This window comes from Mesorhizobium sp. L103C131B0, from assembly GCF_000502275.1.
Taxonomy (GTDB): Bacteria; Pseudomonadota; Alphaproteobacteria; order Rhizobiales; family Rhizobiaceae; genus Mesorhizobium.
Genome location: NZ_AYXC01000022.1, coordinates 38,525 through 53,969, shown reverse-complemented (window position 1 = coordinate 53,969; position 15,445 = coordinate 38,525). Strand labels below are relative to the sequence as shown.

Sequence of the window (15,445 nt, the reverse complement as noted above, 5' to 3'; positions counted from 1 at the left end):
CGTGCTTCGGGCAATCGCCCTTGGACAGCTGTTCGGAAACGGCTGTTGGAAACCCGACCGATTGCGCCGTCCGCCCGCCTTGATGCGGGCGCAGCAAGTGCGTATTCGTGGGTTTGTACCCCGAATCCGGGCACACCAATCTGGAGGCAGGCCCCTTGTCCACAGTGACGCGCTTTCTCGGTGACTCGCCCGTCAGGGTGATCGTCAAGCTGCTGGTCGTGTCGTTCCTGGTCGGCCTGGTCATGAATGCGTTCGGCTGGACGCCGATGGACGTCTTCTACCGCATCCAGGGTTTCTTCATCGATCTTTGGAACCTCGGCTTCAACGCGGTCTATCGCTTCTTGGGCTATATCCTGCTCGGCGCCGCGATCGTCGTGCCGGTGTTCATCCTGCTCAGGCTCGCGAACTACCGGAAGTGAAGCGGACCACGATCCCGAAAAGTGGAAACCGGTTTTCGGAAAAGATTGTGCTCAAACCAAAGGCCACTCAGGCAAAGTCCGACGCCACCTCGAACAGGATGGCGTGGCGCGCCGCGAGCGCTGCGACATCGGTCGAATAGCCGCCGCCGATGACACCGCAGACCGGGATGCCCAGCGCGCGGAAATGACCGATCACCATGGCGTCGCGGGCACGCACGCCGTCATCGCTGAGCGATAGCCGGCCGAGCCGGTCCTCGGCATGCACGTCGACACCGGCATTGTAGAAGACGATGTCCCAGTGCGCCTTGGCCGAGAGCTCCGGCAGGAGGACACCCAGCCGTTCGAGATAGGCGCCATCGCCGGTGCCGTCCGGCAGGGCAACGTCGAGATCGGAGGCAATCTTGCGCACCGGATAATTGCGCTCGCCATGCATGGAAAAGGTGAACGCGCGTGGCTCGTCTTTCAGGATGTCCGCGGTGCCGTCGCCCTGATGCACATCGAGATCGACGATCAGGATGTTTTTCACCGCGTCTTCGGCTAGCAGCACCAGCGAAGCGACGGCAACATCGTTGAAGGTGCAGAAGCCCGCGCCTTGCGCGCGCCGCGCATGGTGGCTGCCGCCGGCGCTGTTGCAGGCAATGCCATCGATAAGCGCCAGTCGCGCCGCCAGCACCGTGCCGCCGGCGGCGAGTTGCGCCCTGAGCGAAACGCGCGGTCCCACGGGAAAGCCGATCTCGCGCTCGATCTTTTCAGGCACTGAACACGTGATGACCTGGTCGACATAATCAGCCGCATGGGCGAGCTTCAGCCAGGAGGCCGGCGCCGGCTCGGGCATCGACAGCGCCCCCGCATGGATCAGACCCCTGATATGCAAGGCCTGCATCAGCAGCGGATATTTGCTCATCGGAAAGCGATGATTGACGGCGAAGCCGGCATCGTAGTCGGGATGATGGACGATCTGCAGGGGCATGGCTAAAGCAATTCCAGGAAAAGTGTGCAGCGGTTTTCCCGGGAGAAGCGCGTAGCGCTTCCCCTTGGGAATTGCTTAAAACCAGTACTCGGATCCGGCGGGCTCGCGCCAGAAGAACATTTCGGTTGGCCGTCACGGCAAGAGTGATTGCGCGGTGGCCGGAAAATGGGGCACATCGGCTGTTCGATCAAGCCGCAATCAGCAAGGCAGCAGTCCCCTGGACACGGGTGCAATCCCAGCCGACGCGAGACCCTTCGCCGTCACCAACCGTTCGGTGCTCGCCATCGCCGTGCCGATGACGCTCGCCTATCTGACGACGCCGCTGCTCGGCATCGTCGACACGGCGGTGGTCGGGCAGTTCGGCGATGCCGCCCTGCTCGGCGGCCTGGCGGCCGGGGCGCTGGTCTTCGACGTGGTCTTCAGCACCTTCAATTTCCTGCGCTCCGGTACCACCGGCCTCGTCGCCCAGGCGTTTGGGCGCGGCGACGAACTGGAGGAGCAGGCGGTGTTCTGGCGCGCCGTGCTGATCGCGGTCGCCGCCGGCATCGTGCTTGTCGTCCTTGCGCCGCTGATTGCCATCGCCGGCCAGAAATTCATCGGCGGCGAAGCGCGCGTCGGCGAGGCGATGGGCGTCTATATCCACATCAGAATGCTCGCCGCCCCCTTCACGCTGATCAACTACGCCATCCTCGGCTATGTCCTTGGACGCGGCGAGGGCGGGCTTGGGCTGATGCTGCAGGCGGTGCTCAACGGCATCAACATCGTGCTTTGCATCCTGCTCGGCCTGAAGCTTGGCTGGGGCGTCGCCGGCGTGGCCTGGGCGACCGTCACCGGCGAATGTCTGGCCATGCTGCTGGGTCTCGCCATCGTTGTCTGGCGCTTCCGGGCCGCACCCCGCCTGCCGCGGCATCGCCTGCTCGACATGCCCGCTTTCCTGCGCATGCTGTCGCTCAACCGCGATATCATGATCCGCTCGTTCTCGCTGCTCGCCGCTTTCGCGCTGTTCACCCGCCAGGGCGCGCAGTTCGGCACGCTGACGCTGGCCGCCAATGCCGTGCTGATGAACTTCTTCCTCGTCGCCGGCTATTTTCTCGACGGTTTCGCCACCGCGGCCGAACAGTTGGCGGGACGCGCGATCGGCGCACGTGCCGAGACGGCGTTCCGCCGGGCGGTACGTCTGACCTTATTCTGGGGGTTCGGCCTCGCCGGAACCGCCACGCTGATCTTCTGGCTCGGCGGCGCCGGCCTGATTTCGTTGATCACCACGTCGCCGGATGTTCGTGCTGTTGCCGACATCTATCTGCCGTGGGCGGCACTGACACCGCTGAGCGGCGTGCTGGCCTTCCAGATGGACGGCGTCTTCATCGGCGCTACCTGGTCGCGCGACATGCGCAACATGATGCTGGTGTCGTTCCTGGCCTTCAGCGCCGCATTGTTCAGCTTGGCGCCGTCTCTCGGCAATCACGGCCTGTGGGCGGCGCTGCACGTTTTCCTGCTGGTGCGCGGCTTCAGCCTGCTGGCCATCCTGCGGCTCCGGTTGCGCACGGCGTTTTAGAGCGGCCTGGCAGCCCACTGATCGAGCCGGCTGTCGCGCAGTTCGCGCAATGATTTCAGCCGCTCCTTGTCGGCAAATCGCACCATCCCGGCAAGGATGCGCCCCGGCAGCGCCGGCCCGGCATAGATCATGCCGGTGTAGAGCTGGACGAGATCGGCGCCGGCGCGGATTTTCTCCAGCGCGTTCTCGGCCGAATCGACGCCGCCGACGCCGATAATGGCGCGCTCCGGCCCGAGCAATTTGCGCATCTTGGCCAGCACGATGGTCGAACGCTCGAACAGCGGTTTGCCGGAGAGCCCGCCGGTTTCGCTGGTGGCGCTACGCAATCCGGTTCGCGCCAGCGTCGTGTTGGAGACGATGACGCCGTCAATCTGCTTCTCGCTGACTTCGGCGGCGATGTCTTCAAGCTCGGCCTCGACCAGATCGGGCGCGATCTTGAGGAAGAGGGGCGGCTGCGCCGAAGCTGCTGCACGCACCGACATGACCCGAGACAACAGTTCGCCGAGCTGTTCGCGCGCCTGCATGGTGCGCAGGCCGGGCGTGTTGGGCGACGAGATGTTGACGGTGAGATAGCTGGCGTATTTCGCAAAACGGGAAACGCCCAACTCATAGTCACGGACACGATCGGCGCTGTCCTTGTTGGCGCCGATGTTGACGCCGACAATGCCGCCGCGTCCCTGGCGCGCGGCAAGGCGTTTTTCCGCCGCCTCGTGGCCCTCATTGTTGAAGCCCAGGCGGTTGATCACCGCATCATCCTCAGTCAGCCGGAAAATGCGCGGCTTCGGATTGCCGGCCTGCGGCAGCGGCGTCACGGTGCCGACTTCGGCAAAGCCGAAGCCGAGGCCAAGCAGCGCGTCGGGCACCTCGGCGTTCTTGTCGTAGCCTGCGGCCATGCCGAGCGGATTGGGGAAGGCGATGCCACAGAGGCTGAGCTTCAACCTGTCGTCGCGCACCGTCCGCGCGCCGACCGGCAGACCGCATCGCAGCGCCGCGATCGACATGCCATGCGCCGTTTCCGGATCGAAGGTGAACAGCAGTTTCTGGCCGATGCGATCGAACACGATCATTCGGCCTCCAGCGCCGGGAATTGATGGGCGCCGTCGGCCCCGAGCGGCAGTGGCCGCACCCACAGCACGGCGCTCATATCGAGCACGCCATAGAGATGCGGGAACAGCGCGCCGCCCCGTGAGACCTCGTATTTCAGCGCGTCACCGAGCAGCGCCCCGTCGATGGCGATCAGCAGCAAATCCATCTGGCCGGCGAAATGCTTCGCCGCCGTCTCCCTGACCTGATCAGCGGTGGAGAAATGGATGAAGCCGTCGGCGATATCGATCGGAGCGCCGGTGAAACGGCCGTTTTTCTCGGCCTCGCGCCAAAGCGCTTCGGGCGCGATCTTGTAGATAATCTGAGACATGGTTGCGCTATAATCCGAACCGATCATGCGGGGAAGGGCAACTCGTCCGCATTTACGGCGCAAAGCTGTGATAGGTTGCGCATACTGGCTCGTGGAGGATGGAACATGCGTCTGCAGCACATACTGATCCCCGCCGCACTGGTCTCGCTGGTTGCGGCATCGGCCTGGTCCGAAGAGACCGACCGCTACCGGCTGGAAAAATCGGCCAACGGCTATGTCCGCATGGACACCCGGACCGGCGCCATGTCGATCTGCGAGGAGCGCTCCGGCCAGCTCGTCTGCAAGATGGCGGCCGACGAACGCGCCGCCTTCCAGGACGAGGTCGAGCGTTTGCAGGCCTCGATGAAGGCCATGGACGAACGCGTCGCCAGGTTGGAGAATTCGCTGTCGGCCCGTCTCGAGTCGAAATTGCCGAGCGAAGAGGATTTCGACAAGACGATGAGCTATATGGAGCGCATGCTGCGTGGCTTCATGGGCATCGTCAAGGAGATGGACAAGGATGACGGCGCCAATCTCAATTCGAAAAAGACCTGAACTGCCCGGCGGGGAAATGCCCCGTCCGGCCATTGCCGCTTGAAACAAAGCGCTTCGCCGCATAATCGTCCGGTCCCGTAAAAGCCGATAATCAATAAGGGATTTGGGGAGGAACATTTGCCGTCGGGCTACACCTTCGTCATTGCCGACGACCATCCGCTGTTCCGCGGCGCCTTGAAAGAGGCGCTTGCCGGCGTCGGCGATGTCGCCGCCATTCACGAGGCCGGCGATTTCGAAAGCGCCAAGGCGCTGGTCGTGGCCCATGAGGATGTCGACCTCGTGCTGCTCGATCTGTCGATGCCGGGCGCCAGCGGCCTGTCCGGCTTGATCGCGCTGCGCGGCATCCACCCGGCGGTGCCCCTTGTGGTGGTGTCGGCGCATGACGACCCGGTGACCATCCGGCGTGCGCTCGATCTCGGCGCATCCGGCTTCATCTCCAAATCGGCCAGCATGGAGGAAATCCGCAGCGCTGTGCAATCGGTGCTGGCAGGCGATATCGCCGCGCCCGTCGGCATCGACCTCGGCGTCGAGCGCGACCCCGAAATATCCGACCTGATCAAGCGGCTGCAGGCGCTGACGCCGCAGCAGACGCGTGTCCTCGGCATGCTGGCCGAAGGCCTGCTCAACAAGCAGATCGCCTACGAGCTCAGCGTCTCCGAAGCGACTGTAAAGGCGCATGTCTCGGCCATCCTGCAGAAACTCGGCGTCGACAGCCGCACCCAGGCGGTGATCCAGCTGTCCAAGATCGGCAGCGATCCGCTGCAGCCGGCGGGCTAAAGCTATTCCAGGAAAAGTGCGTAGCGCTTTCCCTTGGGAATTGCGTAAAACAAAAAGATAGAAACTCTACTCGGCCGCGGACGCCAGCGGCCTGACCCTTGCCATCATCGAACGCAGCACCGCCGGCTTCAGCGGCTTGTTGATCACCGGCACGTCGAGCGCGGCGGCAGCGGCACGGACCTCGGTGGAGCGGTCGGCGGTGACCAGCACGGCCGGCAGGTCGGAACCATGGATGTCACGCAGGCGGGCGATGATGTCGAGGCCGCTTCTGCCATCGAGATGATAGTCGGCAAGCACGATGTCGGGACGATCGGCCTTCGCGAAATCCTCCGAACCCGAAAACGTGCCGATGCTGCAGCCCCAGCCCTCGAGCAGAAGCCGCATGCCGTCGAGGATGCGGGCGTCGTTGTCGATGCACATGACGCGCAGGCCGGCCAGCGAATTCGCGGTGCGGGCAGGCGCCTTCGGCTCGACCTCGCGCCGCGGCGCCTCAACCGCCGCAACCGGCAGGATAACGGAAAAGCGCGTACCCTTGCCCGGGTTGGAAAAGATCTGGATCTCGAGCCGCAGCACCCGCGCGATGCGGTCGACGATGGACAGGCCAAGGCCGAGACCTTCGGCCTCGCGCACGCCTTCGTCCAGCCGGGTGAACTCGTTGAAGACCGTGTTCAGCTTGTCGCCGGCAATGCCGATGCCAGTGTCGATCACCTGGATTTCGGCGAGTTCGCCGCGCCGTCGCACGCCGACCAGGATGCGGCCATGGGGGGTGTATTTGATGGCGTTGGAGACCAGATTCTGGATCAGCCGGCGCAGCAGGTTGCGGTCCGTCAACACGCTGAGCGACGAGGCTATGATCGTCAGATCGAGTTTCTTTTCGGCGGCGAGCGGCTGAAAATCATTGCCGATCTGGCGCAGCAGCCCGTCCAGGCGGAAGGCGCTGTCGTCCGGCTTCATCGCGCCGGCGTCGAGGCGGGAAATGTCGAGCACGGCGCCCAGGATCGTCTCGACCGATTCGAGCGAGGATTCGATGTTGATAGCAGCCTCCCCGGCCGGGCCCTTGCCGGCCTTTTCGATCAGCGACGAGCAGTAGAGACGGGCGGCGTTCAGCGGCTGCAGGATGTCGTGGCCGGCGGCGGCGAGGAAGCGCGTCTTGCCCAGATTAGCCTCCTCGGCCAGCATCTGCGCCTGCGCCAGCTCCTCATTGACCCGGGTCAACTCCTCGTTGACTCTAGTCAGTTCGATGGTGCGCGTCTTGACCCGCTGCTCCAGCGATTCATTGGCCCGCTTCAGCGCCAAATCCTGTTCGACGCGTCCTGATATGTCGGCATAGGTGGCGACGATTCCGCCGTCCGGCATCGGGTTTGAGCGTAGTTCGAGGATGCGGCCGCTGGTCTTCAACTCCATCTGCCACGGGCTGACGAAACTGGTCAGCCGGTTGAGCATCGCCACGCGCTGGTCGGCCGGAATATCGCCGCGCTCGGCGAGGTGGCGCAGGATGCGGTCGAGCGAGACGCCGACCTGGCCCATCTCGTCGGGCAGGTCGAACAGCGCGCGATATTGTCTGTTCCAGCAGATCAGGCGGAAATCGCGGTCGAAGACGGTGATGCCCTGTTCCATCTGGTCGAGCGCGATCTGCAGCAGGTCACGATTGTGCTGCAGCGCTTCGGTGGCGTCGTCGAGCAGGCGAAAGGCGTCCTTGGACTCGCGGTCGTTGCGGCGAAACAGCAGCGACAGGATCAGCCGCGCCGAAGACGAGCCGACCGCGCTCGCCAGCAGCTGCTCGGAAAAGCGGATGACATCCATGCTGGCCTGCTCATTGCCGTGCAGCGAGACGCCAGTGCTCTTTTCGAAGGACTGGAAGGAGCGCTCGGTGCGCTCGACGCCGAGGTAGCGCGAGATGGTGTCTTTCAGCACGTTGACGGTGATGGCGGTGCGGAAGCGGCGCAGGCTGGGCATCGGGCCGGATTCGCGCGGCACGAAGATCGACGCCTGGATACGCTCCAGCGGTACTGACGCGCGCGACAGCGAGCCGAGCACGAAGAACAGCGTGTTGACCGACAGGCTCCAGAGCACGCCGTGGTTCAACGGTTCGGCGACGGTGCCGAAAAGAGCCTGCGGCCGCAGCGCCTCGAAACCGAACAACCCCTGCACGACGATGTCCGCGTCGGCTGCCGAGAGCGACGGCAAAAGCAGCGTATAGCCCCAGACGAGGATGCCGGCGACCATGCCAAGGGCCGCGCCGCGGCCATTGGCGCCGCGCCAGATCAGCCCGCCGATCAGCGCCGGCGCGAATTGGGCGATTGCCGCGAACGACATCAGGCCGATCGACGACAGCCGCGCCGAGTTGGTGCTTTCGCGGTAGTAGAGGAAGGCAATGAACAACAGGATGAAGATGGCGCCGCGGCGCACGTTGAGGATCAGCGTCGACCAATCCTCATTCTCCGAGGTCGTGGTCTTGAGCAGGCGGCGCAGGAACAGCGGGATGACGAGGTCGTTGGAGATCATGATTGACAGCGCCACGCTTTCGACGATCACCATGGCGGTCGCCGCCGACAGCCCACCGATGAAGGCGGCCATGGCGAGGAAGTCATGGCCGCCGAACAAGGGCAGCGCCAGCACATAGAGGTCACTGGTGGTTTTGGTGCCGACCAGCGCCAGGCCGGCGAAGGCGATCGGCAGCACGAACAGGTTTATCGCCACGAGATAGAGCGGGAACACCCAGGTCGCGGTGCGCAGTTCGGCCTCGCCGCGGTTCTCGACGATGGTGACGTAGAACTGGCGCGGCAGCATGATGATGGCAAAGCCGCTCAGGCAAGTCAGCACCAGCCAGGTGGCGAGCGAGGTGTTGTAGCCCATGGCTTGCCGCACCTGGCTGTTTTCGGCCAGCTTGTCGATCATGTCGCCCGGGCCACCGAAGATCAGGAAGGTGACCATCAGGCCGATCGCCAGGAAGGCGGCGAGCTTGACCACGGTTTCGACCGCCACCGCCAGCACCAGCCCGTCCTGGTGCTCGGTGGCGTCGGCATGGCGGGTGCCGAACAGCACCGCAAACAGCGCCAAGAGCATGGCCACCACCAGCGAGATGTCGCTGACGAAGGGATCGAAGGAGGGCGGCGATCCCGTATAATGCTCGACCATCAGGCCGACCGAACCGGAGATCGCCTTCAGTTGCAGTGCGATATAGGGCACCGCGCCGATGGTGGCGATCAGCGTGGCGATCGCCGAGACGGCAAAGCTCTTGCCGTAGCGCGCGCCGAGGAAGTCGGCGATCGAGGTGATCTTCTCGCTCTTGGCCAGCCGCACGATGCGATTGAGCAGCGGAAAGCCGAACACGAACACCAGCACCGGCCCGGTGTAGATGCCCAAAAATTCGAGGCCGCGTTCGGACGACAGGCCGACCGAGCCGAAGAAGGTCCAGGAGGTGCAGTAGATGGCGAGGCTGAGCGCATAGATGAAGGGCCGGGCGCGGCCGGGTCCCAACGCCGTTGAACGCCGGTCGCCGAGGCTGGCGATGACGAACAGCAGCGTCACATAGGCGACCGCAATGATGACGATGAACCAGCCCTGCACGGCCCGAAAATCCTCCTCGGCCAGCTTTCACCCCGGCCTGCCCAGAGGCAATCACAGCTCTAAGGTCAAGTCCATCGCGGCTTTCGGCGCATGGTCGCGACCCTGCCCTGTCGAACCGTGAACCAAGGTAAGGAGAAAGCGGTGTTTTCCAGCTTTTGCTTCTGTTGCAACCGCAGGTTTTTGTTATGGTGCGCACGGGCCGACGCCGGAGGGACGGCGGCAGCGCGGTCCGTCATGACAAGGAGGGTCGAATGCTGAAAGAATTCCAGGAATTCATTTCCAAAGGAAATGTGATGGACCTTGCGGTCGGCGTCATCATCGGCGCGGCCTTCAGCAAGATCGTCGATTCTCTTGTCAACGACATCATCATGCCTTTCATCGGCGCACTTGGTGGCGTCGACTTTTCCAACTACTTCATAGGCCTCTCATCAACAGTGCATTCGACCAATCTTGCCGACGCGCGTAAGGAAGGCGCGGTGTTCGCCTACGGCAATTTTATCACCGTGGCGCTGAATTTCGTCATCCTGGCTTTCATCATCTTCCTGATGGTCAAGGCCGTGAACAACATGCGCAAGCGGCTCGAGCGCGAGAAGCCGGCCGCACCTGCGCCTCCGCCACCGGCCGACGTCGCTTTGCTCACCGAAATTCGCGATCTCCTCGCCAGGAAATAGACAAGGCCAGATTTCTGGACCAAAACCCCGGTCGTTCGCGGCCGGGGTTTTCTGTTGCCGCATCTGCTAACAGCATCCGCCAATGCATGTCGCCCATAAGTGCGCAGCGGTTCTGGATAATGAGATGCATCAAAGCAGACATCAAAACGGACCTGTTCATGACCCTGATCGATAGCTTGCGCGCCGAAGCGGTGGCCGCCCCCGAAAGCGGCATTGTCGCCGTCGTCAATTACGGCCGTACGCGCGAGGGCATGATCCCGCTCTGGGCCGGTGAAGGCGATTTGCCGACGCCTGCCTTCATTTCGGAAGCCGCCGCCAAGGGGCTCGCCAATGGCGAGACCTTCTATACCTGGCAGAAAGGCATTCCGGAGCTGAGGCAAGCGCTTTCTCGCTACTATGCCAGGCATTTCGGCAAGAGCTTCGCCGAAGAGGAATTCATCGCCACCGGTTCCGGCATGCATGCCATTCAGTTGGCATTAGCCGCGGTCGCCGGCAGCGGCGACGAGGTGGTCTATCTCTCCCCGGCCTGGCCGAATTTCGCCGCCGCCGCCGGTATTTCCGGCGCTACCCCGGTTGCGGTCACGCTCGACCAGTCGGGCAATGGCTGGTCCTGCGATGTCGACAAGATTGCAGCCGCGGTCACGCCGCGCACCAAGGCGCTGTTCGTCAACACGCCATCGAACCCCACCGGCTGGACGGCCGATAAGGAAACGCTGCAGGCGATCCTGAATCTCGCCCGCCAAAAGGGCCTGTGGATCATCGCCGACGAGATCTATTCGCTGTTCCACTACGGCCACGGCCGTGCGCCGTGCTTCCTCGACATTTCGACCGCGGAAGACCGCATCCTGTTCGTCAACTCCTTTTCCAAGAACTGGGCGATGACCGGCTGGCGCGTCGGCTGGATCAAGACCCATCCCGAGCTGCAGCAGGTGTTCGAGAACCTGATCCAGTATTCGACCTCAGGCGTCGCCCAGTTCATGCAGCGCGGCGCCGTCGCGGCGCTGGACCACGGTGATGCCTTCATCGTCGAGCAGGTGGAGCGCGCCAGGAAAGCGCGCGACCTGGTCTGCGATATTCTCGGCGCAACCGGCAAAGCGCGCTTCACCGTGCCGCAAGGCGCGTTCTATTTGTTCTTCACGGTAGACGGCATCACCGATCCGCGCCGGGCCGCTTTCGACATTGTCGACAAGGCCAATGTCGGCCTCGCGCCGGGCACCGCCTTCGGCCCTGGTGGAGAGGCGTTTTTGCGCCTGTGCTTCCACCGCCGCCTCGACCAGCTCGAGGAAGCGGCACACCGGCTGGCGGGATGGATGAGGACGGTTTGAGGTTAAATGGGCGGCGGCTTCAGCCGCCCGACTTCGGCACCAGCAGCGGCACAATCCGGTCGCTCTTGGTGACAGTGGGCCGCCCTGCGGAGCCATAGGGAATGCCCAGCGCATCCCATGTCTCGACCAGCGCGTCCTGCAATCCCGCAATCAGCGCATCGGTATGGAACGGCGTCGGCGTGATGCGCAGCCGCTCGGTGCCGCGCGGCACGGTCGGATAGTTGATCGGCTGGATGTAGATGCCGTGCACGCCGAGCAGACGGTCGCTGGCCATCTTGCAGAGTTCGGGGTCACCGACCAGCACCGGCACGATGTGTGTCGGCGATTCCATCACCGGCAGGCCAGCTGCAGACAGAACCTCCTTGGTCCGCGACGCCTGGTGCTGTTGCGCATCGCGCTCGGCCTGCGAGCGCTTGAGGTGGCGGATGGACGTGGTGGCGGCGGCGGCGACGGCCGGCGGCAGCGCCGTGGTGAAGATGAAGCCCGGCGCATAGGAGCGCACCGCGTCGATGACGGCGCTGTTGCCGGCGATATAGCCGCCCAGCGTGCCGAACGCCTTGGCCAGCGTGCCTTCGATGATGTCGATGCGGTCGGCCAGCCCCTCGCGCTCGGTGATGCCGCCGCCGCGCGGTCCGTACATGCCGACGGCATGGACCTCGTCAATATAGGTCATGGCGTTGTAGCGTTCGGCGAGCTCGACGATCTGCTTGATCGGCGCGATGTCGCCATCCATCGAATAGACGCTCTCGAACACGATCAGCTTGGCGCGTTCGCGGCCCGCGACCTGCAGCAGGCTTTCGAGATGCGCGACGTCGTTGTGGCGGAAAATCTTCTTTTCGGCGCCCGAGCGCCGTACGCCTTCGATCATCGAGGCATGGTTGAGCTCGTCCGAAATGATCAGGCAATTGGGCAAAAGCCGCGCAATGGTTGAGATCGAGGCCTCGTTGGAGACGAAGCCGGAGGTGAAGACGAGCGCGGCTTCCTTGTCGTGCAGGTCGGCCAGTTCCAGCTCGAGTTCGACCAACGGGTTCGAGGTGCCGGAAATGTTGCGGGTGCCGCCGGCGCCCGAACCCATCTTGCCGGCCGCGTTCTGGAAAGCGGCAATGACATCGGGGTTCTGGCCCATGCCGAGATAGTCGTTGGAGCACCAGACGGTGATTTCCTCGGCGCGGCCGTTTGAACGCCAGATGGCGCGCGGAAACTTGCCGACAATGCGCTCGAGATCGGCGAAAACCCGGTAGCGCCGCTCGGCGTGGAGCTGGTCGATCGCTTCCTCGAAGAACCGCTGATAGTTCATGTCGCCTTCCCAGTTTTGCGCGGGATCATAATCGTTGGCCCATTCGTCGTCCACCGGGCCGTTTTGGTCAAAATGCCACGCCCCAAGCCTGTTCCTAACGATGCCAGATCGTGGCCTATTCCCTTGATGTGGATCAATTTTGTGTCCGTACGATGCCACAGGCCGGTGAGACTGTTACGGATTTAACATTCAGGCGTTTCTAATGGCCTCGCCGCAGGCTTTCCAGTAAGGCGGTGATTGAGACAGTTTCCGACAAATTACGAGTAAAAGAGGACGCGGATGACGGTTTTGGTAACGGGCGGCGCCGGCTATATCGGCAGCCACATGGTCTGGGAACTGCTGGATGCCGGCGAGAGCGTCGTCGTTCTCGACCGCCTTTCCACGGGCTTCGAATGGGCGGTGGCGCCGGAGGCCAAGCTGGTCGTCGGCGATGTCGCCGATAGGGAATTGGTCGGCCAGATCATCCGGGATAACAAGGTCGACGCGATCATCCACTTCGCCGGTTCCATCGTGGTGCCGGAGTCGGTTGCCGACCCGCTCGCTTATTACGAGAATAACACCTCCAAGACCCGCACGCTGATCGAAACCGCGGTGCGCGAGGGCGTGCCGCATTTCATCTTCTCCTCGACCGCCGCCGTCTATGGCGGCGCCGGCATGGAGCCGGTGCGTGAGGATGCCCGCCTGGCGCCGGAATCGCCCTACGGCCAGTCCAAGCTGATGAGCGAATGGATGCTGCGCGATGCAGCGCTTGCGCATCCCTTGCGCTACACGGCGCTGCGCTACTTCAACGTCGCCGGCGCCGATCCCAGGGGCCGGACGGGGCAGTCGACGCCTGGCGCCACGCATCTGATCAAGGTCGCCTGCGAGACCGCGCTCGGCAAACGCCCCTTCATGCAGGTGTTCGGCACCGATTATCCGACGCCGGACGGCACCTGCATGCGCGATTATATCCATGTCAGCGACCTGGCTGCGGCGCACCGGCTGGCGCTGCAGCGCCTGCGCGCCGGCGGCGGCAGCCTCGTCGCCAATTGCGGCTACAGCCACGGCTATTCGGTGCTCGAGGTCATCGACAGCGTGCGGCGCGCCTTCGGCCGGGATTTCGAGGTCAAGATGGGCGACCGGCGCCCCGGCGACGCCGCCGCCGTGGTTGCCAATTCGGACCTTGCACGCGCCGAACTCGGCTGGACCCCGCAACGCGACGACCTCGACCAGATCGTCGCCGATGCGCTCGCCTGGGAGCGTATCCTCACCGGCAAGAACTCCGCGCGGGGCTGAGCCGGGCACTTCCGAGGGCTCGCAAGGCGCGCGGCGAAGCGCTATTGAAGGCATTGGCGATGCGGCGTGGAGGCGCTGCGCCGCGAAGAGATTTGGGGGGTGGCATGAAGATAACGGTGCTTGGAGCCGGTGTTGTCGGCACCGCGGCCGCGTATTATCTGGCCGCCGACGGCCATGAGGTCACCGTTATCGAGCGCCATCCGGCGCCGGCGCGCGGCACCAGCCAGTCCAATGCCGGTCTGGTGTCGCCGGGCGACGCCACCGCCTGGGCCTCGCCAGCGGCGCTGAAGACCTTCCTGCGCGCGCTCTGGAACCATGATCTCGGCATCAAGGTCAGGCTGCGCTTCGATCCTTATTTCCTCGCCTGGAGCCTGCGCTTCCTGCGCCAGTGCACGGTGGCGCGCCTGCGCGCCAACAGCCAGGTCAAACTGCGCCTGGCGCTCTATTCGCGCGACTGCATCAACGCGCTCTCCGACGCCACCGGCATCCACTATGACGAGCGCAAGAAGGGCATTCTTTATTTCTTCCGCTCGCAGCACAGCCTCGACACCGGCACCGACAACTACCAGTTTCTGGCGAAGCATGGCCTGCCGATCGAGATCGTGGGCCGCGACCGGCTGGTCGAACTTGAGCCCGGGCTCGCGGGCGTGAAGGAAAAGATCGCCGGCGGCGTTTATTCGCCGATCGACCAGACCGGGGATTCCAGGATATTCGTCGACGGGCTCGCCGCCTATGCTGCCGAAAAGCTTGGCGTCAGATTCCTGTTCGACACCACGGTCGAGGGGCTCGACATAGAGGGCGACTGGGTACGTGCGGTCATGACATCGGCCGGCCCGGTGACGGGCGACGCCGTCGTCATCGCCATGGGCCCCGAGAGCGGCCTGATCGGTCGCCGCTACGGTATCGACCTGCCCGTCTATCCGGTTAAAGGCTATAGCGCGACCATCCCGCTGGAGGACGAGAGCAAGGGACCGACCATGGGCGGCGCCGACGAGGACCGGCTGGTTGGCTACTCCAGGCTCGGAAACCGCCTGCGCATGTCCTCGACAGCCGAGTTCACCGGCTTCGACCGCAGCTTCAAGCCCAGCGACTTCAAGTCCATGCTGAGCACCGGCAAAGACCTTTTCCCTGGCGCTTTCGACGAGAAGAAGGCGCTGTTGTGGGCAGGTCTGCGGCCGATGATGCCCAACTCGGTGCCGGTCATCGGCAAGGCGAAATACAAGAACCTTTACCTCGACACCGGCCACGGCCATGTCGGCTGGACCATGGCCTGCGGCTCGGGCAAGTTCCTGGCCGACCTCGTCGCCGGCCGCAAGCCGGAGATCGACCCGCAAGGGCTGGTCTACGGGAACTGAGGGAGCTCTAGTCGTCGTGTTGGCATGGAGTCCATTCGCCGTGCACCCATTCGGCAAGCCATCCGCGCTCAAGCTGGCCAATCTGTGCCAAGTTTTCCTGCCTGGCGGTCAAATGGCCGAGACCGATAACTTCGAAATCTCCACAGTCCGCAGGATGATCATGTTCGCCGCAGGTCAGTTGCCACTCACCATCGAAATGATGAACGACCAGCGTCACCGGCCTCTCCGATCGAAAGACGTGCCCACATACAATTGCTCTGGTTTCCAACATTGAGGCCGTCAC

14 protein-coding genes are annotated in these 15,445 nt (G+C 63.8%); 8 read left to right on the top strand and 6 right to left on the bottom strand.

Annotated elements, in window-relative coordinates; translation table 11 throughout:
- Positions 1 to 155: 155 nt before the first annotated feature.
- Positions 156 to 419, top strand: coding sequence for a DUF6460 domain-containing protein (locus tag X730_RS138955; protein ID WP_023696688.1), 264 nt, complete (start codon positions 156 to 158; stop codon positions 417 to 419).
- Positions 420 to 486: 67 nt separating this feature from the next.
- Here X730_RS138955 and X730_RS138960 read toward each other — a convergent pair whose 3' ends face one another.
- Complete coding sequence (locus X730_RS138960; RefSeq protein WP_023827396.1) at positions 487 to 1,389, bottom strand: histone deacetylase; 903 nt, start codon at positions 1,387 to 1,389, stop codon at positions 487 to 489.
- 217 nt (positions 1,390 to 1,606) lie between these two features.
- On the opposite strand from X730_RS138960, the gene X730_RS138965 reads away from it, so the two are divergent.
- Positions 1,607 to 2,944 carry an MATE family efflux transporter gene (locus tag X730_RS138965; protein ID WP_023696686.1) on the top strand — a complete coding sequence of 446 codons (1,338 nt, stop codon included), beginning with the start codon at positions 1,607 to 1,609 and terminating at the stop codon, positions 2,942 to 2,944.
- Here the strand turns inward: X730_RS138965 and X730_RS138970 are convergent.
- Together X730_RS138970 and X730_RS138975 are read right to left on the bottom strand one after the other, a co-directional pair.
- Entirely contained in the window at positions 2,941 to 4,011 is a 1,071-nt protein-coding gene (locus tag X730_RS138970; protein ID WP_023711402.1) for a quinone-dependent dihydroorotate dehydrogenase, read from the bottom strand. The genes X730_RS138965 and X730_RS138970 overlap by 4 nt on opposite strands.
- The gene (locus tag X730_RS138975; protein WP_023669645.1) at positions 4,008 to 4,358 is read right to left on the bottom strand and encodes a DUF952 domain-containing protein; all 351 of its coding nucleotides are present in this window, start codon (positions 4,356 to 4,358) and stop codon (positions 4,008 to 4,010) included. Before X730_RS138975 ends, X730_RS138970 begins: the two co-directional genes overlap by 4 nt.
- Positions 4,359 to 4,463: 105 nt before the next feature.
- Between X730_RS138975 and X730_RS138980 the strand changes: the two genes are divergently transcribed.
- Together X730_RS138980 and X730_RS138985 are read left to right on the top strand one after the other, a co-directional pair.
- Positions 4,464 to 4,892 (top strand): hypothetical protein, encoded by a 429-nt coding sequence (locus tag X730_RS138980; protein ID WP_023726826.1) that lies wholly within the window; start codon positions 4,464 to 4,466, stop codon positions 4,890 to 4,892.
- A gap of 117 nt (positions 4,893 to 5,009) precedes the next feature.
- Positions 5,010 to 5,669, top strand: a complete 660-nt coding sequence (locus tag X730_RS138985; protein ID WP_023688678.1) for a response regulator transcription factor — start codon at positions 5,010 to 5,012, stop codon at positions 5,667 to 5,669.
- 66 nt (positions 5,670 to 5,735) lie between these two features.
- Here X730_RS138985 and X730_RS138990 read toward each other — a convergent pair whose 3' ends face one another.
- Complete coding sequence (locus X730_RS138990) at positions 5,736 to 9,239, bottom strand: PAS domain-containing hybrid sensor histidine kinase/response regulator (protein WP_023827395.1); 3,504 nt, start codon at positions 9,237 to 9,239, stop codon at positions 5,736 to 5,738.
- A gap of 251 nt (positions 9,240 to 9,490) precedes the next feature.
- Between X730_RS138990 and mscL the strand changes: the two genes are divergently transcribed.
- Positions 9,491 to 9,910, top strand: coding sequence for a large conductance mechanosensitive channel protein MscL (gene mscL, locus X730_RS138995; RefSeq protein WP_023688675.1), 420 nt, complete (start codon positions 9,491 to 9,493; stop codon positions 9,908 to 9,910).
- 158 nt (positions 9,911 to 10,068) lie between these two features.
- Positions 10,069 to 11,235 carry a pyridoxal phosphate-dependent aminotransferase gene (locus X730_RS139000; RefSeq protein ID WP_023827394.1) on the top strand — a complete coding sequence of 389 codons (1,167 nt, stop codon included), beginning with the start codon at positions 10,069 to 10,071 and terminating at the stop codon, positions 11,233 to 11,235.
- Positions 11,236 to 11,254: 19 nt separating this feature from the next.
- Here X730_RS139000 and hemA read toward each other — a convergent pair whose 3' ends face one another.
- On the bottom strand, positions 11,255 to 12,532 hold the full coding sequence (hemA, locus tag X730_RS139005; RefSeq protein WP_023827393.1) for a 5-aminolevulinate synthase: 1,278 nt from the start codon (positions 12,530 to 12,532) through the stop codon (positions 11,255 to 11,257).
- Positions 12,533 to 12,811: 279 nt separating this feature from the next.
- Between hemA and galE the strand changes: the two genes are divergently transcribed.
- Both galE and X730_RS139015 read left to right on the top strand, forming a co-directional pair.
- On the top strand, positions 12,812 to 13,807 hold the full coding sequence (gene galE, locus X730_RS139010; RefSeq protein ID WP_023827392.1) for a UDP-glucose 4-epimerase GalE: 996 nt from the start codon (positions 12,812 to 12,814) through the stop codon (positions 13,805 to 13,807).
- A 104-nt stretch (positions 13,808 to 13,911) separates the two neighbouring features.
- On the top strand, positions 13,912 to 15,162 hold the full coding sequence (locus tag X730_RS139015; RefSeq protein WP_023669653.1) for a D-amino acid dehydrogenase: 1,251 nt from the start codon (positions 13,912 to 13,914) through the stop codon (positions 15,160 to 15,162).
- A 7-nt stretch (positions 15,163 to 15,169) separates the two neighbouring features.
- Here X730_RS139015 and X730_RS139020 read toward each other — a convergent pair whose 3' ends face one another.
- Complete coding sequence (locus tag X730_RS139020) at positions 15,170 to 15,379, bottom strand: hypothetical protein (protein ID WP_023703422.1); 210 nt, start codon at positions 15,377 to 15,379, stop codon at positions 15,170 to 15,172.
- Positions 15,380 to 15,445 lie beyond the last annotated feature (66 nt).